The 22,589-nt window shown below is 29.5% G+C and carries 25 protein-coding genes and 1 pseudogene; all 26 read left to right on the plus strand.

Going from position 1 to position 22,589, the window contains the following annotated elements:
- Positions 1-1,017: a flagellar motor switch protein FliG gene (fliG, locus tag ACH36K_RS07630; RefSeq protein ID WP_411170341.1), complete on the plus strand. Its 1,017-nt coding sequence runs from the start codon at positions 1-3 to the stop codon at positions 1,015-1,017.
- Positions 1,001-1,759, plus strand: coding sequence for a FliH/SctL family protein (locus ACH36K_RS07635; protein ID WP_411170342.1), 759 nt, complete (start codon positions 1,001-1,003; stop codon positions 1,757-1,759). The genes fliG and ACH36K_RS07635 overlap by 17 nt, the downstream gene beginning before the upstream one ends.
- 15 nt (positions 1,760-1,774) lie before the next feature.
- Positions 1,775-3,085, plus strand: a complete 1,311-nt coding sequence (fliI, locus tag ACH36K_RS07640) for a flagellar protein export ATPase FliI (RefSeq protein ID WP_411170343.1) — start codon at positions 1,775-1,777, stop codon at positions 3,083-3,085.
- Between the two features lie 14 nt (positions 3,086-3,099).
- On the plus strand, positions 3,100-3,531 hold the full coding sequence (gene fliJ / locus ACH36K_RS07645; protein WP_411170344.1) for a flagellar export protein FliJ: 432 nt from the start codon (positions 3,100-3,102) through the stop codon (positions 3,529-3,531).
- A 17-nt stretch (positions 3,532-3,548) separates the two neighbouring features.
- Entirely contained in the window at positions 3,549-5,048 is a 1,500-nt protein-coding gene (locus tag ACH36K_RS07650; RefSeq protein ID WP_411170345.1) for a flagellar hook-length control protein FliK, read from the plus strand.
- A gap of 12 nt (positions 5,049-5,060) precedes the next feature.
- Entirely contained in the window at positions 5,061-5,765 is a 705-nt protein-coding gene (locus ACH36K_RS07655) for a flagellar hook capping FlgD N-terminal domain-containing protein (RefSeq protein ID WP_411170346.1), read from the plus strand.
- Between the two features lie 21 nt (positions 5,766-5,786).
- Positions 5,787-6,173, plus strand: coding sequence for a TIGR02530 family flagellar biosynthesis protein (locus tag ACH36K_RS07660; protein WP_322412523.1), 387 nt, complete (start codon positions 5,787-5,789; stop codon positions 6,171-6,173).
- 76 nt (positions 6,174-6,249) lie between these two features.
- Positions 6,250-6,753 (plus strand): annotated as a pseudogene (locus tag ACH36K_RS07665) (flagellar hook-basal body complex protein); the annotation flags it as partial.
- A complete protein-coding gene (locus tag ACH36K_RS07670; protein WP_411170670.1) occupies positions 6,736-8,892 on the plus strand; it encodes a flagellar hook-basal body complex protein in 2,157 nt (718 codons plus the stop codon). The pseudogene ACH36K_RS07665 and the gene ACH36K_RS07670, both read left to right, overlap by 18 nt.
- Before the next feature lie 136 nt (positions 8,893-9,028).
- Positions 9,029-9,220 (plus strand): flagellar FlbD family protein, encoded by a 192-nt coding sequence (locus tag ACH36K_RS07675; RefSeq protein ID WP_411170347.1) that lies wholly within the window; start codon positions 9,029-9,031, stop codon positions 9,218-9,220.
- 14 nt (positions 9,221-9,234) lie between these two features.
- Positions 9,235-10,041 carry a motility protein A gene (locus tag ACH36K_RS07680; RefSeq protein WP_411170348.1) on the plus strand — a complete coding sequence of 269 codons (807 nt, stop codon included), beginning with the start codon at positions 9,235-9,237 and terminating at the stop codon, positions 10,039-10,041.
- A complete protein-coding gene (locus ACH36K_RS07685) occupies positions 10,041-10,790 on the plus strand; it encodes a flagellar motor protein MotB (RefSeq protein WP_411170349.1) in 750 nt (249 codons plus the stop codon). Before ACH36K_RS07680 ends, ACH36K_RS07685 begins: the two co-directional genes overlap by 1 nt.
- Entirely contained in the window at positions 10,783-11,229 is a 447-nt protein-coding gene (fliL, locus tag ACH36K_RS07690) for a flagellar basal body-associated protein FliL (RefSeq protein ID WP_411170350.1), read from the plus strand. The genes ACH36K_RS07685 and fliL overlap by 8 nt, the downstream gene beginning before the upstream one ends.
- A gap of 18 nt (positions 11,230-11,247) precedes the next feature.
- Entirely contained in the window at positions 11,248-11,616 is a 369-nt protein-coding gene (locus ACH36K_RS07695; protein ID WP_411170351.1) for a flagellar biosynthetic protein FliO, read from the plus strand.
- Positions 11,617-11,629: 13 nt separating this feature from the next.
- On the plus strand, positions 11,630-12,403 hold the full coding sequence (fliP, locus tag ACH36K_RS07700; protein ID WP_411170352.1) for a flagellar type III secretion system pore protein FliP: 774 nt from the start codon (positions 11,630-11,632) through the stop codon (positions 12,401-12,403).
- Between the two features lie 10 nt (positions 12,404-12,413).
- Positions 12,414-12,683, plus strand: a complete 270-nt coding sequence (gene fliQ / locus ACH36K_RS07705; RefSeq protein ID WP_411170353.1) for a flagellar biosynthesis protein FliQ — start codon at positions 12,414-12,416, stop codon at positions 12,681-12,683.
- A gap of 14 nt (positions 12,684-12,697) precedes the next feature.
- Entirely contained in the window at positions 12,698-14,542 is a 1,845-nt protein-coding gene (locus ACH36K_RS07710) for a fused FliR family export protein/FlhB family type III secretion system protein (protein WP_411170354.1), read from the plus strand.
- An 11-nt stretch (positions 14,543-14,553) separates the two neighbouring features.
- Positions 14,554-16,623, plus strand: coding sequence for a flagellar biosynthesis protein FlhA (gene flhA, locus ACH36K_RS07715; protein ID WP_411170355.1), 2,070 nt, complete (start codon positions 14,554-14,556; stop codon positions 16,621-16,623).
- Complete coding sequence (gene flhF, locus ACH36K_RS07720; protein ID WP_411170356.1) at positions 16,623-17,780, plus strand: flagellar biosynthesis protein FlhF; 1,158 nt, start codon at positions 16,623-16,625, stop codon at positions 17,778-17,780. Before flhA ends, flhF begins: the two co-directional genes overlap by 1 nt.
- Positions 17,774-18,637, plus strand: a complete 864-nt coding sequence (locus ACH36K_RS07725; protein WP_411170357.1) for a MinD/ParA family protein — start codon at positions 17,774-17,776, stop codon at positions 18,635-18,637. Before flhF ends, ACH36K_RS07725 begins: the two co-directional genes overlap by 7 nt.
- A gap of 10 nt (positions 18,638-18,647) precedes the next feature.
- Complete coding sequence (locus tag ACH36K_RS07730) at positions 18,648-19,289, plus strand: flagellar brake protein (protein ID WP_411170358.1); 642 nt, start codon at positions 18,648-18,650, stop codon at positions 19,287-19,289.
- Between the two features lie 14 nt (positions 19,290-19,303).
- Positions 19,304-20,029 (plus strand): FliA/WhiG family RNA polymerase sigma factor, encoded by a 726-nt coding sequence (locus ACH36K_RS07735; RefSeq protein ID WP_411170359.1) that lies wholly within the window; start codon positions 19,304-19,306, stop codon positions 20,027-20,029.
- Positions 20,030-20,139: 110 nt separating this feature from the next.
- A complete protein-coding gene (locus ACH36K_RS07740) occupies positions 20,140-20,613 on the plus strand; it encodes a hypothetical protein (RefSeq protein WP_411170360.1) in 474 nt (157 codons plus the stop codon).
- A gap of 38 nt (positions 20,614-20,651) precedes the next feature.
- Positions 20,652-20,816 (plus strand): hypothetical protein, encoded by a 165-nt coding sequence (locus ACH36K_RS07745; protein ID WP_411170361.1) that lies wholly within the window; start codon positions 20,652-20,654, stop codon positions 20,814-20,816.
- Complete coding sequence (locus tag ACH36K_RS07750) at positions 20,809-21,591, plus strand: flagellar hook-basal body complex protein (protein ID WP_411170362.1); 783 nt, start codon at positions 20,809-20,811, stop codon at positions 21,589-21,591. The genes ACH36K_RS07745 and ACH36K_RS07750 overlap by 8 nt, the downstream gene beginning before the upstream one ends.
- A 14-nt stretch (positions 21,592-21,605) precedes the next feature.
- Entirely contained in the window at positions 21,606-22,379 is a 774-nt protein-coding gene (locus ACH36K_RS07755) for a flagellar hook-basal body complex protein (RefSeq protein WP_411170363.1), read from the plus strand.
- Positions 22,380-22,589 lie beyond the last annotated feature (210 nt).

Below are 22,589 nucleotides of genomic sequence, written 5' to 3' on the forward strand. Positions count from 1 at the left end.
ATGGCAAGGGATTCATCAAAATTAAATGGAGTACAAAAAGCTGCTATATTATTTATAACACTTGGACCTGAGGCATCATCAGCAATTTTAAAGAAGCTTCCAGAACAAGAAATACAAAAGATAACATATGAAATAGCTAATATATCTTCTGTTACTTCGGAGCAGAGGCAAACTATATTAGATGAATTTTTAGAAATGAATAAAGCAAGGGATTATATTATAGAAGGTGGTATAGAATACGCAAGAACTTTACTTTCAAAAGCTTTAGGAACACAAAGGGCAAATGATATATTAAGTAAAGTAACTGAAGCTACTCAACAGTATAGGCCATTTGCTATTGCTAGAAAGGCTGATGCACATCAACTTTTAAACGTAATAAGTTATGAGCATCCACAGACAATAGCACTAATACTGTGCTATCTTCAAGCAGATAAAGCAGCACAGGTTTTAGCAGAATTACCAGAAGATACTCAAAGTGAAGTAGCATATAGAATAGCTACTATGAGTAATACATCTCCTATGGTAATTAAGGAAATAGAAAAAGTTTTAGAAGGTAAATTAAGTAGTGTTGTTAGAAGTGAAATGACTTCACTTGGTGGAGTTGAAACTTTAGTTGATATTTTAAATCAAGTTGATAGAACAACAGAAAAGAATATTACTGAAAGCTTAGAGAGAGAAGATGCAGAACTTGCAGATATAGTTAAGAGCTCAATGTTCGTATTTGAAGATATTATCACTCTTGATGATGTATCTATACAAAGAATTCTTAGGGAAGTTGATGGTAAGGAGCTTGCTCTTGCACTTAAAGGATGCTCTGATGAAGTTGCTAATGTTGTTTACAGAAATCAGTCTAAGAGGGCAGCAGCGGCACTTAAGGAAGATATGGAATTCTTAGGACCTGTAAGATTAATGGATGTAGAAAAAGCTCAACAAAAAGTTGTTTCTATCATTAGAAGGTTAGATGATGCTCAAGAAATAATAATTTCAAGAGGTGGAGAAGATGCAATTATCATATAATCTTATAAAAAGAAATTCTGCCTTAGAATCTTCTAAAAAGAAAATACAAACAAATTATATTACTAAAGCAGAAGTTTTAGAGGATGAAAGTGAACAAGAGAAAAAGTCATTAGAGCTTGAAATTAAAAAAAGCTATGAAAGTCTTGGAGCTAATATATTAAAAAAAGCTAAAACTGAAGCTGAAGAATTAATAATGGATACTAGAAAAAAAGCTGCTGAAATAGAAAAAGAAGCTTATGAAGATGGATATAATCAAGGCAAAGAAAATGGCTTTGAAGATGGATATAAAGAAGGTCTAGAAAAGGTGAGAATAGAGACTGAGGGAAATGTTAGAGAAAATATAGAAGAAGCAGAAAGAATATTGAAGTCTGCAAACATTAAATACAAAGAATATTTACAAAAAAAAGAAAAAGAAATTATAAAGATAGCTTTTGAAATGGCAAAGGTTATAGCTAAAAAAGAAATAACAGCTTCTAATGGGATGTTACCTTTATTAAATAATATTTTAGAAGAAGCTAAGGGTGAGGAAAATATAATAATAAAGTGTAATCCAGTACATGTAAATTCAATTGAAGATAAAATGGACTACTATAAAAAGGCTTATGCTATAAAAGGAGATATATTTATACTAGAAGATCCTTTAATGGAAAGTGGAAATGCAGTAATAGAAAAAAATACTGGAAAAGCTGTAATTGGTTTAGATATTGCTTTAGAAAAACTTGAAGAAGCATTATTTAAGTAGTCATTAGGTGAAGATATGATAGATATAGATTTTGATTTACTAAATAAAAAAATTCAAGAAGTTAATACATATTATTTAGAAGGTACAGTTAAACAGGTAATAGGACTTACTATTGAAGTACAGGGAGTTAAGGCTTTTGTAGGAGAACTTTGTACTGTATATAATCAGGAAAATCAGCCTATTAAATGTGAAGTTGTTGGATTTAGAGAAGATGCAGTTTTACTTATGCCTCTAGGAGAGCTTATAGGAATTTCTCCAGGTTGTAGAGTAGTGCCAGAAAGAAAGCCTTTAGAAGTAAAATGTTCAGATGATTTGCTAGGAAAAATTCTTGATGGATTAGGTAATCCACTTCAAGGAGAGGATATTTTTCAAGGAGACGGATATCCTCTTGAAAATCAACCGCCAGATCCATTATCAAGAAAGAGAATAACAGAAATTCTTCCTACAGGGGTTAGAGCTATTGATGGTTTTCTAACTGTTGGAGAAGGGCAAAGAATAGGAATTTTTGCAGGATCAGGAGTTGGGAAAAGTACAACCTTAGGTATGATAGCTAGAGAAGCAGAAGCAGATATAAATGTAATTTCTCTTATAGGTGAAAGAGGAAGAGAAGTTTTAGAGTTTATAGAAAAAGATTTAGGGCCAGAAGGAATGAAGAAATCTGTTGTTGTATGCGCAACTTCAGATAAGCCGGCCTTAATAAGAATAAAAGGAGCGTTAACAGCCACAGCTATAGCAGAATATTTTAGAGACAAAGGCAAGAAGGTTATTCTTATGATGGATTCTGTAACTAGATTTGCAATGGCTCAAAGGGAAGTTGGACTAGCTATTGGTGAACCTCCTGCGCAGAAGGGATATACTCCTTCTGTATTTGCAAAACTACCTAAGCTTATGGAAAGACCAGGAACATCTGATAAAGGCTCTATAACAGCTTTTTATACAGTTTTAGTTGATGGAGATGATTTTAATGAACCTATTGCAGATACTGTAAGGGGTATATTAGATGGACATATAGTATTATCAAGATCATTAGCACACAAAAATCATTATCCAGCAATAGATATTTTAAATAGTGTTAGTAGACTTATGCCCAACATAGCGGCAGATATTCATAAAGAATGTGCTTCAACAGGAAGAGATTTGCTTGCAACTTATAAAGAGGCAGAAGATTTAATAAATTTAGGAGCTTATGTAAAAGGAAGTAATAAAAAAATAGATATAGCAATTCAATATAATGACAGATTAAATAGTTATTTAAAACAGGGAATTGAAGAAAAATCAGATTTTGATACTTCTTTAGAAAATCTAATTTCTATGTTTAGAAGCTAAAGGGATGGATAAATATGGCAGATAAATTTAAGTTTAGTCTAGAGAAACTTCTTGAAATAAGAACAGAAAAAGAAGAAGAAAGTAAAAGATTATTTACTAAAACACAAAGAGAAAAACAAATAGAAGAAGAAAAGCTAAATGGCCTTAGATGTAATTATGAAAAATATAGTGGAATAAATAAAGGAGAAAGTTTAGCTTATCAAAAAATAAAAAGAAATTATTTATTTGCTTTAGATAAGGGAATTGACGAAACTGAAAAAAACTTAAATGTAAAACTAAAGGAGCTTGATATAAGAAGAGAGGATTTGCTTAAAAAGCAAATAGAAAGAAAAACAGTAGATATATTAAAAGAAAGAAAATCTACAGAGTTCTATAAGGAATTAGACAGACAGGAACAAATTTTAATTGACGAGCTTGCTTTATATGCATATATGAGAAAGCATTGAAAGGAGGTGAGTAAAGGATGATAAATACAAAGGCTTTTATTAACTTAGAAAGTAAATTACAAAATTCTAGGGTGAATTTAAAAAATGATGTTTTAAAGAGTGAAAATAAGATTAAAGAAGGGTTTAAGGAATATTTTAATCAAGAGGTTAAAAATAATTCTTCTAAAGAATTAACTCTAAACAATGTGAAATCAAAAGATAGTAATGCTAGCCAAGAGCCATTAGTATCAAAAAACTCTAATAGTGATGAAAATACCTTAACTAAACTATCTAAGAAATTAAATGAAATATCAGAAAAAGAAGATTTCCCAGGAAATGATTCAGATGTAGATTCTTTAAGTGAAATTTTAGTTTTGCTTTCAAGTTTGTTAAATAAAAATATTTCTGATGAAAACTTATCAAATATTAATATAGAAGATGAAAATTTTGTTGGTATCAATTTGGAGGAGCTAAGCTCTGAAGATGTAGAAAAAGTATTCTTAACATTATTTAATGGACAAGAAGAAGTAAAGTCCAACAATCCATTAATAGATATAAAATTTTTAGATATTAATAATAAGAATAATTCTGAGGAGTTAAGGGCTTTATTAAAAGAAGCAAAAACATTAACAGATAGTATATTAGAAAATATAAAATCAAAAAATTTGGATGAAACATCTATTGATAGCTATAAAAAAGAATTAGCTAATAGAATTTTATCTTTGATAGATTTATTACCAAAAGAAAGTGTAGAAAAGATATCCTCTAATATTGGAGATGAAGATAAAACAAAAATTATCACTAGTTTATTAAGTGTAAAAAACTATGAAAATGAAGATGGGATTAATAGTAAATTACCTGAAGTTAAAAGTGATACTAATAAAACTCCAATTATAGAAAAAGTAGAAAGTCAATTAAATAATGAATCTAGTTATGATGAAGATTTAAATATTAATGATTCATTAAAAAAATATGATATTGATGAAAATAGTGATGAGGATAAAATATTATCTAAAATTATAGATGGAGATAATAAGGGTTCATTTTCAAAGATATTAAATTCTTATGATAAATTTAATAAAATCAATATAGAAACAATTAAAGAACCTGTAGCTGTTAATAAGCAAACTCTAGACTTAGACATAATAAAAAATGTTAAGTTTATGATGAAGAATGCAATGCAGGAATTAAAGGTGAAAGTATATCCTAAAGAGCTTGGTGAGATGACAATTAAAATTCTTTCAGAAGAAGGAATAATGAGAGCAGAAATAAAAGCAACATCAAAGGAAACATACAATTTATTAAACTCTAATTTACAAGATATTAAGAAGAGTTTATCAGAACAAAATATAAGAATTCAAGAAGTAAATATAGGAATATATAACGAAGATACAACTTTCTTTAGTGGTAAAGAGAATTCATCAGAAAACTTTAAAAATGGGCAAGAAAGTACAAGTAGTGGAAAGGTTATATTTACTGAAGAAGATGAAATAAAAGAAGATTTACTTAATGAAAGTAATGTAAATTTATTAGCATAAGGGGGAAGAGAAATGTCTAATGCTATAAATAACTATACTGGATCAAGAGCAACAGATAGAGGAACCAAGATAATGAAGCCAGGACAAGATATGGATAAAAATGCATTTTTAAAAATATTATCTGCAGAATTATCTAACATGGATCCAATGGGAAATAATGATTCTACTCAATATGTTACACAAATGGCACAATTTGCTTCAATGGAACAGGCGACTAACTTAAACAATACTATGTCAAATTATGCTAATAATTCTATGATTGGTAAAGGCGTTACCATGAAAAGTGTAGATAATGAAGGTAAACCTTATACAGGAGTTGTAAAGGCTGTAACAACAACTGCTGGGAAAACTACATTATCAGTAGAAATAAGCGAAAAAGGACAAAATGTCTATAAAGATTTTGATATAGCAGATGTTATGACAGTTTTAGATGTTCCTGATTATTCATTACCATCAATTAATAATATTAATGGTAATATGTCATTCTTAGTTGCATCCTCATTTATTGGAAAACATGTTGAGCTAAATGAGAAAGATAAAGATGGAAATAAGTTCACTGGAGAAGTTTTAGGAGTAGTAAAAGATGAAGGTGTAGTTAAAGTACGAATTAAGCTACATGATTCGGATGAAATAAAAGAATTTACTTATGATAAGATAGTTAAGGCTTCAAATAGTAAGGAAGAAATCAAACCTAGTGAGCCAGAAGAAGACAAGTAAATTGTTAAAGTAGGTGATTTTTTGGGCTTTAGAGTTATAAATGGAAAAGCTTATCCTGTAGGTAATTTTCAGTTACCAAATGAAAGGGTAAATGAAAAAAATAATCACTACAAAAGTAAGTTTAATGATATTTTAAATGAAACGATAAATAAAGATAATGAAGAGTATACACTATCTAAACATGCAGCAGATAGATTAAGAGAAATAAATTTTACAGATACAGATATGAAGGAAATAGCAAAAGGATTTCAAATAGCACAAGACAAGGGTGCAAAAAATTCTGTAATGATTTATAAGGATGTGGCTTTAATTGCGAGTATAGAAAATAAAACGGTAATAACAGCTATAGAAAAAGAAAGAGCAAAAGAAAATGTGTTTACAAATATAGATAGTGTTGTAATTTTATAAGCTGGACCTATATAGGAAGCTTAATTCTTGTTGAATGATAGAGACAAGAAAATTTAAAGGGTTGGAGGTCAAATTTATGTTAAGATCAATGTATTCCGGTATAAGTGGAATGAAGGTTAATCAAACTAAACTAGATGTTATAGGAAACAATATATCAAATGTAGGAACAACATCATTTAAGTCATCTAGAGCAAGATTTAGTGATATGTTAAGTCAAAATGTATCAGATGCAATGGCTCCATCAAATAACCAAGGGGGAGTAAATGCTAGCCAAGTAGGACTTGGAGTTCAACTTGCAAGTATTGACTCAGTTATGACTCAAGGTATGATGCAACCAACTGGTAGAGCTTTAGACGTAGCTATAGATGGTGATGGATTCTTTATGGTAAGTAAAGGACCTGCAATTTATGATGGAACATTAGAAGTAAATCATAGAGCAGGTGCACATAATATAACAGCACAATCACTAGTTAATTCAGGTAGTGAAATAATGTACAGTAGAGATGGTTCATTTATACTAGATGAACAAGGAAACCTATTAACTGGAGATGGATTTAGAATTATGGGTTATTCATTAACTAATGATGATAGCTCACAAGAAGCAACAGGACAAGTTCCTAATTCAGTAAATACAGCTGGATTAGATTTCAGATTTGGACCAGGTTCACAATTGAATGGATATAAAGTTGTTTTAGGGGCTGTAGGACCAGGAACTGTTACATCAGCAGATATTAATAAAGCTGAAAAATTAATTATAGTAAATGGAGATTTTTCATCATCAGGTGCTTTAACACCGGCTCAAGTTGAATCTGCAATAAATAAAGGATTATCTTCAGCAGGTATATCTCAACAAGTATTTGTTGGAGGAAAGCCTATAAGTTTTGATGGATTAGGTTCAGATGCAGTTGTAGGAGGAGCAGATGCATTACCACCCAAAGCTGTTACAATAGGTGGATTTACTATACAACTTAATGAAGGTAGCGATCTAAATGGATACAGCTTTGAAATAGGTGAAATATCAAAAGATCCACTTCAAGTTAATGTAGAAAAGGGTAGAAAAAAAATAGTAATAAATGCTAATTTCTTAAATAAATCATTTAATGCATCAGATTTACAAGATGAATTAAATAATCAACTTAAAGCAGCTGGAATAAAGCAAGAAGCAAAGGTAACGGGAACTCCAGCTACATTAGGAAATATAAAGGGTGCGTCTGATGCATCAGGTAAGGTTGATGCATCAGCAAACATAGTAAATGCTAAGGATGGAAGTACAACTAACTTATCAGTTGGTGGATTTACTTTTGCAGGACAAACTAATGGAGAGCTTAATGACTACACCATTTCTGTAGGAGAAAGTGCAATAGGAACTCCTCTTACAGTAGTGGTTGAAAATGGAAATATAATAATAAATGGTGATTTTAATACAGTACCAGCTAAATTTACTAATACAGAGATACAAACAAAATTAAATAATGCGTTGAAGGCAAATGGAGTTAAGACTCAATTGACTGTTACAGGAAATATAAATTTAGCAGATGTAACAAATAAAGTGAAATTCCAAAATGGTGTAACAGCAACATCCCCAAAAGCATTAAATATAGCTGGATTAAATGTAGAACTTCCTACTGGAACATTATTAAATAATTTAGAATTTGAAATTACAGATATAAATGAACCAGGATTATCTGTAGAATATAAGGCAGCAGCTGGAGGAAATCCTCCTAAATTAGTTATTAAAGGAGATTTCACTAAAAAGGTTGGAGCAAGAGATTTAGAAGATAAAATAAATGCAGCTTTAGTAGCAGCTCATCCTACTGATTTACCAAAGGTTAAGGTGTCAGGAACTTCTAAACCATATACAGGATTAACCTCTGATAATATTGAAGGTGGTGAAGTTAATAAAGCACCAGGTAAGATCAAAGTAGGTGGAATAGAAATACTTTTTGATGAAGGTGCAGCATTAAACGGATATAAATTCCAAGTTGGAAAAATAACTCCAGGAACAAAGACAGAAGCAACTATAGATGAAAAGAATAAAACAATAACAATAGATGGAGATTTTGTAACAGCAAATGCCATTACAGCTAAGAATATACAAGATGCGTTAACTAGAGCTTTAGAAGGAAAAGGAATAGCTCAAGGAGTAACAGCTACAGGAAAACCAATGGAAATTGGAGGAGTAACTTCAGAAGAAACAAATGGAGGAACTCCAATAGAAAGTATGAATGAAAATGGAACAATTAACTTTGTAGATGGAACAAAAAATCTTAAATCATATGATGGAGAATTAAAAACTCTTAAAATTCCAGATAAGGTAAGAATACCAGGAACAGATACTGAACTTAGAGTTAAAACTTATACTATAGATAAAAACGGTATAATAAATGGAGTGCTTGAAGATGGTAGAGTAGCAGCACTTGGACAAATTGCAATGGCAAGCTTTAAGAATCCAGAAGGGTTAACTAAACTTGGAGGTAACCTTTATAGTGGATCAGTTAACTCAGGTGATGCCATTATAAAAAGTGGTATAGGAACTTTAAATGATGATAATTCAAAGGGATATGGAGAAAATCTTCAAGGTATGCTTGAAATGTCAAATGTAGATTTAGCAGAACAATTCACAGATATGATTGTTTCAAGTAGAGCTTTCCAAGCATCAGGAAAGATGATAACAACAGGAGATGAAATATTACAAGATATAATTAACTTAAAGAGATAGTTAAAAGGTAAAATCGCTAATGCTCAGTTAAGTTAAAAGAATTAGCTGAGCAAAGCGGTTTCATTATATAAAGTAAATTCATTTATATATTATAAAGTTACTAAAATGATTTTACTAAAATAAAGAGGGTGATTCTATGATTAAAGTAACAGCTATGAACAATAAAGATTTTATTTTAAATGCAGACCATATAGAAAAAATAGAAGAAGTTCCTGAAACTTTAATAACATTAACTAATGGTAAAAAATATATTGTGCTTGAAAGTGTAGAAGAGGTAGTAGAAGAAGTACTTAGATATAAAAACAAGATTGTTACTTATAGGTTATAATGGGAGGCAATATTATGAAAAAGTCAGACGCGTTAACCTTAGTAGGGTTAATATTAGGCTCAATATTAATGCTTTACGGAATGCTTCTTGGAAGTAGTCTTAAAATTTTCTGGGATGTATCATCTGTAATAATAACTGTTGGAGGGTCTTTATCAGCTCTTCTAATAACATATTCATTAGAAGAGATGAAAAATATGGGAAAGCTTTTTGTTCAAGCTTTCAAGGAAAACAAGTCATCAGTAAAGGATATAATTTTACAATTTACAGATCTTTCTAAAAAAGCAAGAAGAGAGGGTTTATTATCTTTAGAAGATGATATATCTGAAATGGAAGATCCTTTCCTAAAAAAAGGGTTACAAATGGTTGTAGATGGTATTGAGCCAGAAACAATAAGAGAAATATTAGAATTAGAAATTGGAGAAATGGAAAATAGGCATGATAGAGGATCGGGTATATACTTAGCTTGGGGAGCTTATGCGCCTGCATTTGGTATGCTTGGCACGCTAATAGGATTAATACAAATGCTTGCAAATTTAACGGATGTATCCAATATTGCATCTGGTATGGGAAAAGCTTTAATAACTACATTTTATGGATCACTTATAGCTAATCTTTTATGTAACCCTATTGCAACTAATTTAAAGCAAAAGAGTGCAAAAGAAGTCGGAGAAAGGGAAATGATGCTAGAGGGAATACTTGCAATACAATCAGGGGTAAACCCAAGGATAGTAGAAGAAAAATTAATAACATACTTACCTCCTAAGGAAAAATTAGAATATTTAAATAACAGCATTGAAAATGGAGAAGGAGTTGTTATTTAATGGCTAGAAAGAAGAAAAATAAAGGTGAAGGACTAAGAGGGGATGAGTGGTTAGCAACTTATGCTGATACTGTAACTCTATTGCTTACATTCTTTGTATTGCTATATTCAATGGCAACTGTTGACTCTCAAAAAACTAAGAGTATAGCTCAGGCTTTTACTTCAATGATGACTGGACAATCAGGAGATACTTTAATGGAGTATGACTTATACAATGGAGAAGTTCCATTAGTTGGAGGAGAAGCTACAGATAATATACCTCCTGAAATAGAGATGACAGAACAACAAAAAATGTATAAGGATGTTAAGGAATTTGTAAATGAAAATAACTTGGCCTCCGTTGTAGATATAATTGATAGTGAAAGAGGAATAGTAATACAACTTAGAGATAATATATTATTTGAAACATCAAGTTCAGCTTTAAGAGAGGACAGTAAAGAAATACTTAATAAAATAAATTCACTTATTGCATCAGTAAAGAATCCAATACTAGTGGAAGGACATACAGATAACAGACCAATAAATACTTCAAAGTTTCCATCGAATTGGGAGTTGTCTGCAGATAGAGCAGTAAATGTAGTTAGATATTTTACTGAAGTTATGGGGCAAGACCCTACTAGATTTAGTGCAGCAGGATATGGTCAACATCATCCAGTAGCACCAAATAATACTTATGAAGATATGGCTAAAAATAGAAGAGTTGATATTTTGATTGTGACAACTGATAAGGAGGAAAAAAATAATGGCTGAAGAGAAGAATATTAAAAAGAAAAAAAGCAAATTAATTATAATTATTGCTATCATGGCAATTTTAGGTGGGGGAACATTTGGGGGAGTATATTACTTTATGAATAAAAATAATGTCTCAAAGCCAGTTGTTATGGAGGAAGCTTTTTTTGAAGTTGGAGAAATATTTGTTAACTTAAGTGATGAAGGAACAAAAAGATATGTAAAGCTAAATCTTTCTATAAGCTATGATAAAAATAATAAAGAGTTAGTAAAAGAAATAGAAGATAAAAAAGTTGTACTTAGAGATGTAGCTGTATTTTATATAAAATCTTGTAAAGCTAAGAGTTTTGAACCAGCAAATGAAGCTGTTTTAAAAGGTGATATAATTGCTAGAATGAATCAAAAGCTAAAATCAGGAGTATTAAAAGACGTGTACATAAGTGATATTATAGTACAATAGAAGGAAGTAGATTTAAATATGGATTTAGCATTTTTAATATTTAAGTTAATATTTGCATTAATAGTAGTATTTGGTCTTATGTATTTACTCTTTAAAATAGGTGGAAATAAATTTTACAATGCTAATGAAGGAAAGTATATAAAAGTTTTAGAAAGAACACAAATATCAAAAGAAACTTCAATAGTAGTATTAAAAGTTGGGAAAAAAGGATATGTAATGAGTTCATCTACTAATAAAACTGAAAAGTTAGATGAAATATCAGAAGAAGATATATTACTTATAGAAGAGGAGAAGAAAAGACAAAAAGAGGAAGTTAATCAGCAATATGAAGTAGCTATAAAAGGTTTAAAAAGTAAAATAAATAAACTTAGGAATAAATATAACTAGAAGGAAGATTTGTATGAGTAAAAAGAAAAAATATTTGTTTATGATGTTGATTGCATTAGCTTTAATATTTACCTTTGATAAAGCTGTAAGTGCTGAGCCTATAAATGTACCAGATGTCAACATTTCAGTAGGTGGTGAATCTACTTCTCCTCAAAATTATGTTGATAATATAAAATTATTAATAGTACTAACTATTTTAACATTGTTACCATCAATAATAATAATGATGACATCTTTTACAAGAATAATAGTAGTATTTTCATTTTTAAAAAATGCTTTAGGAGCACAACAATCAATTCCGAATCAAATACTTATTGGACTAGCATTATTTTTAACTATATTTATAATGCAACCAGTATATTCAGAGATAAATAACAATGCCTTTAAGCCATTTATGGAAAATAAAATAAATCAAGAGGAAACTATGAAGGCTGCAAGTAAGCCATTAAGGGAATTTATGCTTAAGCAAACAAGGCAAAAGGATTTAGAGCTATTTGTTGAAACATCAAAATTAAACACAGAAGAAATAACAAAAGATAATGTACCATTAACTGTTGTTATACCAGCTTTTGCAATAAGTGAGCTTAAGACAGCCTTTCAAATAGGATTTTTATTATTCTTACCATTCTTAATAATAGATATGGTAGTTGCAAGTGTGCTTATGTCAATGGGTATGTTTATGGTTCCACCTGTAATGGTAGCCTTACCTTTTAAACTGTTATTGTTTGTAATGGTAGATGGTTGGTACTTAATGGTGAAATCCTTAATTATGAGCTTTGGAGGATAGGTGATAGAATATGAGTGAAAATCTAATTATAGGAATTGTAAAAGATGCACTATATACATCATTAAAGATAGCAGGTCCTATATTAATAGTATCAATTTTAATTGGATTAATAATAAGTATATTTCAAGCAACTACTCAAATTCAAGAACAAACTTTAACTTTTGTTCCAAAGCTTATAGGAATAGCAGCTACAGGACTTATTTTATCAAGTTTTATGCTGCATACCATAGTAGCTTTTACAGAAAGAATATTTGAGCTTATTATTAAAATATCTACTTAGGAGGTAGGTGAAGTATGGTAGATACAACCTACTTTTTAGCTCTGTTTTTTATATTTTTAAGAGTTACAGCTTTTTTTGCTATAACAAATGTATTTTTCCCAAATGGAACACCAAAAATATTAAAAGCTATGTTTTCACTAATCTTTTCCTTTGCCTTACTTGGAGGAATAGATTACTCAAATATAAATTCAATTACCAGTAATTATTATTTAATTATTTATATGATTTCAGAAGTTACCACTGGATTAGTGCTTGGATTGATTTCTAACATAGCCTTTGAGGTAATACTTATGGCAGGAAGTTTAATAGATGTACATATAGGATTAAGTATGGTTAATACAATAGATCCAAATAGCAAAACAAGCACAACTATAAGTGGTAATTTACTTCATTATGTAGCATTAGTAATTTTCTTTATAGTAGATGGGCATCATATGCTTATTAAATCGCTTATTGAAAGTTTTATAATTTTACCAATGGGTAAAGGCATACTTTATCCAGATACAATGATGGTTCTTATAGAAGTAATAGCTAATTACTTTATAATAGGGTTGAAAATTGCAATACCAATAGTATTGATAATAATATTGACAGACCTTTGCATGGGTCTTGTATCTAGGGCAGTACCTCAAATAAATGTAATGATACTTGGAATGCCAGTTAAAATGCTGGTAGGTATAATTGCTATATCAATATCATTACCTATTATAATAAAGCTATTTATTAGTAGCATAACATATTTGCCAGAGATATTTAGGAAGATAATGACTGCGGTTCCTCTTGTATTTTTAATAGGGGCTGATGAAAAAACAGAAGAAGCTACTCCAAAGAAAAAAAGTGATGCAAGAAAAAAAGGACAAATTGCTAGAAGTAAGGATGTAGGACTAGCATTAACTATGATAGCTACAATATTAGTTATTACGATAGCAAGTGGATTTATTGTATCATCATTAAAGGGAAATATAATATATTTTCTTGGAGATATGTCCTCTATTGAGGTAACAGAAAATAGCTTGAAGGGTATAAACACTCTTGTAGTAAGCAAAATAGCAATGGTTATAATTCCTGTTATTATTCCAATAATGATAGCTGGAGTTGCAGCAAGTTTAATGCAATCGGGATTTTTAATAGTAAAAGATGCTATTAAACCTTCATTTGGAAAGTTAAACCCTATTAATGGATTTAAAAATATGTTTTCTAAAAAAGCATTAGTTGAATTAATAAAAAACCTAATATTAATAACTATAGTTATCTTTATAGCTTATTCATACATAAAAGATAATTTCAATAAAATAATGCAAATAGGAAATTTATATCTTCCTACTTTAGGAGTTGAAGTTAAGTCTTTAATATTAGGAATATTTATAAAAATATGTATACTGTTAGTGGCACTAGCAGCTATAGATTATTTTGTGCAATTTATGCTACATAACAAAGAGCTTAAGATGACTAAGCAGGAAATTAAAGAAGAATATAAACAAATGGAGGGAGATCCTCAAATTAAATCAAAAATAAAACAAAAACAAAGAGAAATGTCTCAAAGAAGAATGATGGAATCAGTTGGAGATGCTACAGTAGTAATAACTAACCCTACTCACTTAGCTGTGGCAATTAAATATGAGGAAGGTAAAATGGAAGCTCCTAAGGTTGTAGCTAAAGGTGCAGATGCCATAGCAATGAAAATTAAGGAAAAGGCTATAGAATCTAAGGTTCCTATAATAGAAAATAAACCTTTAGCAAGATTGATTTATAATTCAGTAGAAATAGATAAAGAAGTTCCTCAAGATATGTATCAAGCTGTAGCAGAAATTTTGGCTATGGTTTATAAGTTAGATAAGAAAAAAGGACGTACTAGATAAAAAAGGATGGGATGAGGTTGCTTTTAGATAATAAAATAAATTTAAAGAAAAACACAGATGTATTGGTGGCCTTTGGTGTATTAGGTATTGTACTTATGATGATAATACCTCTTCCACCGTTGTTATTAGATATTTTGCTAGCATTTAATATTACGCTGTCAGCTGTAATTATAATGATTACAATGTTTACTACTAATGTATTACAATTATCTGTATTCCCAACATTACTACTTGTTACAACTCTTTTTAGATTAGGTCTTAATATTTCATCAACAAGACTTATCTTAACAGAAGGAGATGCGGGAAGTATAATACAAGCTTTCGGAGAGTTTGTTATAGGTGGAAATTATGTAGTTGGAATTATAATATTTTTAATTATAGTAATTGTACAATTTGTAGTAATTACTAATGGTGCTGGTAGAGTTTCAGAAGTGTCAGCAAGATTTACACTAGATGCTATGCCGGGTAAGCAAATGAGTATTGATGCAGATTTAAATGCAGGTGTTATAGATGAAACAACAGCTAGAAAAAGAAGACAGGATTTACAATCAGAAGCAGACTTTTATGGAGCAATGGATGGGGCATCTAAGTTTGTAAAGGGGGATGCAATAGCAGGAATAATAATAACTATAATTAATATAATTGCAGGTATTGTAATAGGAGTAATGCAAAAAAATATGTCTTTAGCCCAAGCAGGGGAACTTTATACGAGATTAACTATAGGTGATGGACTAGTTAGCCAAGTGCCAGCATTATTAATTTCTACAGCATCAGGTATACTAGTAACCAGATCAGGATCATCTGATAATTTTGGTAAAACATTTACTAATCAGCTTACAACTTTCCCAGTTGCTTTAGGAATAGTTTCAGCTGTAATGTTTTTCTTGGCCTTAATTCCAGGAATGCCAATGCTTCCATTTTTATTAGCATCAGTAGCTAGTGGTGTAGCCTCATATCTTTTATTTAAAGAAGAGCAAAGAAATGAGGAAGCAGAATTAGCTAAGGTTGAAGAAGAATATACTGAAATGGAAAGAAAAGAGCCTGAGAATGTAATGTCTTTAATTTCTGTAGAACCTATGGAAGTTGAGATTGGTTATGGATTAATTCCATTAGCAGATGAATCAACAGGTGGAGATTTACTTCAAAGAATTGCATCTGTTAGAAGACAATGCGCAATAGAAATGGGAGTAGTTGTTCAACCTATAAGAATTAGAGATAATCTTCAGTTAAAGACTAATGAATATGTTATTAAAATTAGAGGAACTGTAATTGCTTCTTCTGAGCTTATGGCAAATATGCTTCTTTGTATGGATCCATCAGGAGATAATTCACAAATTGCAGGTATAAGAACTATTGAGCCAACTTTTAATTTACCAGCAGTTTGGATAAATAAAGATCAAAGAGAAGAGGCTGAAATAAAAGGTCTAACAGTGGTGGATCCAACAACTGTTATGGTTACACATTTAACTGAAACAATAAAGGCACATTCTTACGAATTACTTGGAAGACAAGAGGTTCAATTAATTGTTGATAATACAAAAGAAAAATATAGTACTGTTGTAGATGAACTTATACCAGATCTTATGACTATAGGTGAACTTCAAAAGGTATTACAAAATTTATTAAGAGAGAAAGTTCCAATAAAGGATATGGTTACAATAATGGAATCCTTAGCTGATAATTCAAGACTTACAAAGGATTTAGAACTATTAACTGAATATGTTAGATTTTCTTTAGCTAGAACTATTTGCAATCAGATAATAGATGAAGATAGAAGTATAACTGTAGTTACTTTATCTCCACAAATAGAAGAGATAATAGCAGCTAATACACAAAAGTCAATGCAAGGTTCATTCCCAGCAGTAGATCCAGATACAACTACAAGAATACTTGACTGTATAAGGGATACTATGGATAGGGTTTATTTCTATAATAATCAACCAGTTATACTGGTTTCACCAAATATAAGACCAGTATTTAGGAAGCTTATAGAAATGGTATTTCCACATATAATGGTTATATCATTAAATGAAATTCCAAATGATGTAGAAATAAGAACTGAAGGAGTTGTATCATTATAATGGTAATAAAAAAGTACTTAGTTAAAAATATGAATGAAGCTTTAACTAGAATAAGATATGAACTAGGTAAGGATGCAATTATAATAAGTCAAAGAAAAGTAAAAGAACCAGGTGTTAAAGGATACTTTAAACCAAAACTAATTGAAGTCACAGCAGCTTTAGAAAATAATAAAATAGGCAAAAGGAATAATTTTACTCAAGAAAAAGAAACTGAAATAGATTTTAAAGAATCCTTAGATAGTATAAAAAAAATAATTGGTGAAAAAGATAAAAAAATAAATAAAGAAGAAACTATCATTGTTGATAAGAATAATTATTTAAACAATAATGATAAGAATATGCAAAATGAAGTTAAAGAAATAAAAGAATTATTAAATAAAGTTATTAGAAATACTAATAAGGAAGAAGAAGAAAATGAAATAGAAGAATATCTAAAAAATATAGATATTGATGATGATTTGATAAAAGAATTATTAAGTAAAGATTATAATAATATAGAAGAGTTTAAAAAATATTTTACTATGTTATTAGATAAGGAAATTAACATTTGCCATGAAAATTTAAATGGTAAGGTAGTTTTAGTTGGGCCAACGGGAGTAGGAAAAACAACAACTATAGCAAAGCTTGCTGGAAGATTAGCTTTAATAGAAAAGAAGAAGGTTGGATTAATAACTATAGATACCTATAGAATAGGAGCTGTAGAACAACTAAAAACTTATGCTGAAATTATGAATATTCCATTTAAGGTAGTTATAACATTAAAAGAGATGGAAAATGCAGTTAAAGAGCTAGAAGATTGCGATGTAGTTTTAATAGATACAACAGGTAGAAGTAGTAAAAATACGATGCAAATATCTGAGCTTAGGGCTTTTACTCAAAAAGTTAATGCAGATCACATAATGTTAGTTATAAGTGGAACTACAAAAAATAGAGATATAATAACAATCTTAAATGGTTATAGTGAGCTTTGTTATGAAAAATTAGTAATAACAAAGTTAGATGAAACAAGCTCCTATGGAGGTATATATAATATAGTAAAAAGATCAAGAAAACCTATAGCATATATTACAACTGGACAAAATGTTCCTGATGACATAAAAATACCTTCTAATGATGAAATACAAAAGCTTATTCTAGGGGAGGAAACTATATGTTAGATCAAGCAGAAAGCTTAAGAAGACTAGCAAAAGGTGAACTCCTAGAAAGTTCTAAAAGAAAAGCAAGAATAATAACTATAACATCTGGCAAGGGTGGAGTTGGTAAAAGTAACTTTGTAGTAAATTTAGCAATCACATTAGTAGAATTAGGGAAAAAAGTTTTAATATTTGATGCAGATATAGGTATGGGAAATGATGATGTATTAATGGGTATATATCCTAAAAACAGTGTTTTAGATTTAATGAATGGAAAGCTAGCAATAGAAGATATAATAGTTGATGGACCAGAAGGGGTAAAGCTTCTACCAGGAGGAAGTGGACTTAATAATATAGAGGATCTTCAGCAAAGTCAAAGGGACTTATTTCTAAAGAAAATTGAAATGTTAGAAGGATTTGATTATATTTTTATAGATACAGGAGCAGGAATAAGTAGAAGTGTTTTAGCTTTTATTGCATGCTCAGATGATTTGATATTAGTAACAACTCCAGAACCGACTTCATTAACAGATGGATATAGCTTATTAAAGGCTGTGGATCACTTTAAAATAAAAAATAATGCTAATATAGTAGTAAATAAAGTTTTAGATAAAAAAGAGGGAGATCAAACTTTTTTAAAATTTAAAACAGCAGTAAATAGATTTTTATCCTTAGAGGTCAATCATTTAGGTATTATATATGAAGATAGAAAGTTGATTATGGCTGTAAGGGAGCAAAATCCATTTGTAATAGGATATCCTAATTGTGATGCAGCTAAATGTATTAAAAATATAGCAGAGAAAATTATAGGAGAAAAAAAACAATCTGTAGGTATAGGAGCTCAAGGGTTATTTAAAAAATTCTTTAATATTTTTTCTTAGGGGGTTAGTCATGGCAAAGTTAGAATTGGGTATAAATTTTAGAATTGATGTTCTGTGGGAAGAGAATATGTATAAATCTACAATTCAAGATATAACGGACAACGAGGTCTTAATAACTATTCCAGTAACAGATGGAGTTTATTTAACCTTAAAAGATGGAGACGTAATAGAACAAATTTATTATGATAATAAGGGTAATCTTTTTGGATATAAAAGTAAAGTTATAGGAAGAACTACAGAAAAAAATATTTCTTTTTATAGATTAAGTAAACCTTATGATATAACAAGAATTCAAAGAAGAGATTATGTAAGGGTTAATGTTGTACAAGTAATTAACTATATAAGAGAAGAAGATTTAAAAGAAGAAATTAAAGGGGAAGAAAAATATGAACATGCTCTATTACTAGACTTAAGTGGTGGAGGTATGAGAATTAAAATAAAGGAAGAAATAAAGGCTGAAGATATTATAGTTGCAAACTTAATTTATGAAAATCAAAAAATAACTGTAAGAGGCAAGGTAGTAAGAGCTGATAAGACAGATGATAAAAGGTATATATGTGGTATAAAATTTTATGATATAGATAATACAACTAGAGAAAAAATAATAAGAACTGTATTTACAATAATGAGAAAGCAAAGGGAACTTATTTAGAGGAGGTTATTAGTATGGAATGTCAAAGCCCTATAATTCATAAAGAGCAAGTAGTCGAAAAGTATATACCATTAGTTAAATATTTGGCTTCTAGAGTTATGCTTGGCAAAACTAAGTATTTAGAATACGAAGATTTAGTGAGTTATGGAATTGTTGGGCTTTTAGATGCAATTAGTAGATATGATTCAAGCAAGGGAATGAAGTTTTCATCCTATGCAACATTAAGAATAAAAGGTGCAATGATTGATGAAATTAGAAAAAATAGACCTATATCAAAAGGTGCTATGGATAAGCTTGCTAAATATAATGAATCTGTAGAGAAGTTGCAAAATAGGTATATGAGAGAGCCGAGCTTACAAGAGATTGCAAAAGAATTAAATATATCAGTTCAAGAAGTTGCTCAAGTAGAAAATTATATAAATTATATGTCAGTAATGTCATTGGAATCTATAATTTATTCCGATGATGATGATGTTACAATTATGGAAACTTTAGAAGATAAAAATACTATTTCTCCAGAAGAATCATTGGAATATAAAGAAAAGATAGAAATACTATCAGAAGCAATAGAAAAATTAAAGGAGAAAGATAAGCTTATTTTAAACTTATATTATTATGAAAAATTAACCCTAAAAGAAATAGGACAAATCCTAGAGGTATCGGAATCTAGAGTTTGTCAATTACATAGTAGAGCAATAAGAAATTTAAGAGGAATAATGCAAAAAGTAAATTATATATAAGGTTTTAACTTTAGAAGTATATGTAAATATAATTAGTAAGGATTTAGTTTTATAAAAATATAAATGTATTAAGATTCTTAATTGAAACATATATAGAAGGGGAGGATAAAATGCTTCCTATATTAATAATACTAATAGGAATTATACTTATAATTTTAAATATTAAAGCTATAAAAAAAGAAGATAAATCTTTTGAAAAAATATTGAAAAGAGAAGAAGTAAATAATAATAGAGATTATGACTTGGAAATAATTTCGATAAGAAAAGATTTAGCAGAAACAATATTAGACTTACAAAAAGAAATAGAGGAATTAAAAATATCTATCAATGATATTAAGAATAGTACATTAATGGACGATAATAGAAGTAATATTGAAAACTATACAGAAGAAAGTTCAGATAAGAGTATAAATGAAGAGGTAATATCAGAAATAAATTTTTCGAATAAAGTTAACCTTGAAAATAATAAGCTAGAAAAAGTTAAAAAGCTTTTAGAAAATGGGTTAACTGATGATAAAATATGTGAAGAACTATCCATAGGCAAGGGGGAAGTATTATTAATAAAAAGTTTATTAAAAAACTAGGTATAATATTAGATTTCTTAACTGATAAAAAAATTCTTATGGGAATAGGGATAGGAATGGTATTAACTTCAATATTTATGTTTGGTTATAGTTACAATAAAGAAATTTCAAATAGCAAAATAGAAGAAAAGGCTAGAGGCCTTGGAATGCATTATGACAGTGAATGTAAAGTACTATTTAAAGGGGATGAGAATAATGATTAGAAGTCTATATACAGCTGTATCAGGGTTAATATCCTTAGAAAATAGACAGGCTAATGTAACAAATAATATAACAAATGCTAATACAACTGGATTTAAGGGTGATAATTTATCAATAAAGAGTTTTGATGACGTGATGATTCAAAATAGGGACAAAATAGTTAATGGTAAAAATGTAACTCAAAGAATTGGAACTTTAAGTTTAGGATCTAAAATAGATAGTGTAGATACAGCCTTTACTCAAGGGGTTATTAAAAGTACAGATAAACCAACAGATTTTGCAATAGAGGGAAGAGGCTTTTTTGCTATACAAAGACAAACTGATAATGGAAATGAAGTTTTATATACAAGGGATGGAAATTTTAAAGTTGGAAATGATGGATACCTTATAAATACCAATGGAGATAGAGTTCTTGGATCAAATAAAAATACAGGCGCACTAGAGCCAATATTTATAGGTGGAGATAAATTTGTTTTAGATAAAAATAATAACTTATATATAGGAAATAGAGCAACACATACATTAGCGACAGCTGATTTTGAAGATTATGGACAACTAAAAAAAGTAGGGGATAACTATTATAAGGGAGAGAACCCTATATACAATGCACAGGTTTGGGTAACACAAGGAGCATTAGAAGGATCAAATATAAATATTTCAAATGAAATGGTAAATATGATAACTACTATGAGAAGTTTTGAAACTAATCAAAAAGTTGTTCAAACAATTGATGAAACTTTAGGTAAAGCTGCAAATGAAATCGGAGTAGTTAGATAGTAGGAGGAAAACTTATGCTAAGAACCTTATGGACTAGTAAATCAGGAATGAATGCAAATCAGGATAAATTAGATGCTATATCTAATAATTTAGCTAACTCAACTACTATGGGGTATAAGAAAATGGAAGTTGGGTTTAAAGATTTATTAACAGAATCTTTAGATAGAAATGGTGTTCCACTTAATGACAAGACTTCTGTTATAGGAACAGGTACAAGAACTTCAGAGTGGTTTAGAGATAACTCTCAAGGAATGCTTCAACAAACTTCAATAAGTACGGATTTATCTATAGATGGAAATGGATATTTTAAAATAATTTCACCAAATGGAGAAGAAGCATATACAAGAGATGGAGCTTTGGCAATAGACGCTAGAGGAAGACTAGTAGATAATAGGGGTAATAAACTAAATCTTAATTATCTAAATGGTTATTCAGAGAATAATGTTGTTTTTAATAAAAACAATTTTCTTGTAGATAAAAAGGGACAAGTTTACATAAAGGATAAAGGTAATTTTGTACAAGTTGCAGAAATTCCAGTATATACGGCAGTAGGAGATAGGGCATTTTTATCAATAGGAGATAACCTTTTTACTCCATCACCAGGAGTTCAGGTTCAAAGAACTGCAGATTTTGACATATATCAAGGTGCATTAGAGGGTTCAAATGTTGACGTAGCCACTGAATTTGCAGATATGATAGTAACACAAAGAGCATTTGAATTAAGTTCAAGAGGTGTTAGAACTGCAGATGAAATGTGGGGAATGCTTAATAATATGAGATCAAAATAAAACAAAACTAATAATAGATAATTAATAGTGAAGAATTAAGAGTTAAGTTTAGAATATTTAGCTCTTAATTTTTACTATAAAATGAAAAAGGCTGAGATTTTCTCAGCCTTTTTATTCTTTGGAAATTATAAAAAGCTTACTATGTGAATAACTTTTTATAATTTCCTTCCTTTAGTTTTGAAGTTCACCTATGTAATTTTGCGATGACTT

Source organism: Clostridium sp. MB05, assembly GCF_046581255.1.
Taxonomy (GTDB): Bacteria; Bacillota; Clostridia; order Clostridiales; family Clostridiaceae; genus Clostridium.